This is a genomic window from Streptomyces sp. VTCC 41912 (assembly GCF_045799175.1).
Taxonomy (GTDB): Bacteria; Actinomycetota; Actinomycetes; order Streptomycetales; family Streptomycetaceae; genus Streptomyces; species Streptomyces albulus_C.
Window position 1 is genome coordinate 1 of record NZ_JBJMAB010000110.1, and the last position, 659, is coordinate 659.

At 67.7% G+C, this 659-nt stretch carries 1 pseudogene; it reads right to left on the reverse strand.

Going from position 1 to position 659, the window contains the following annotated elements:
• Nucleotides 1-659 (reverse strand): annotated as a pseudogene (locus tag ACJ6WD_RS41355) (IS5 family transposase); the annotation flags it as partial.

Genomic DNA, 659 nt, shown 5'->3' on the forward strand with positions numbered 1-659 from the left:
TGTTCCACGACCCATCGCTTGGTTCCCAGGCCGGAGCCGTGTTCGGTGCCGCGTCGGGCGATGACCGGCTTGATGCCCTTTGCCCAGACCTGGCGCCGGTAGCAGTCGTGGTCGTAGCCTCGGTCGGCGTAGACCTCCTTCGGTCGCTTGCGGGGCCGGCCGCGTTTGCCGCGGATGGGCGGGATCGCTTCCAGCAGGGGCATCAGCTGGGTGACATCGTTGCGGTTTCCTCCGGTCAGCGTCACAGCCAGCGGGATGCCTGTGGCGTCGCAGATCACGTGGTGTTTGGAGCCCGGTCGGCCTCGGTCGACCGGGCTCCGTCCGGTTTTGGGCCGCCCTTGAGCGCCCGGACGTGGGAGCTGTCGATCACCGCCCGCGACAAGTCCAGACGCTCGGTGGCCCGCAGTTCGTCCAGTAGCACCTCGTGCAGCCGCTGCCACACCCCGGCGTTGTTCCAGTCCCGCAGCCGCCGCCAGCAGGTCATCCCCGAGCCGAACCCGAGCTCGCCGGGCAGCCATTCCCACTGGATGCCGGTGTAGAGGACGAACAAGATGCCGCAGAGCACCTTGCGGTCCTCCAACACCTTCTTCCGCCCCGGCCGCCGCTGACCATCGGGTTTCGATGGCAGCAACGGCTCGATTCTCGACCACAACTCATCG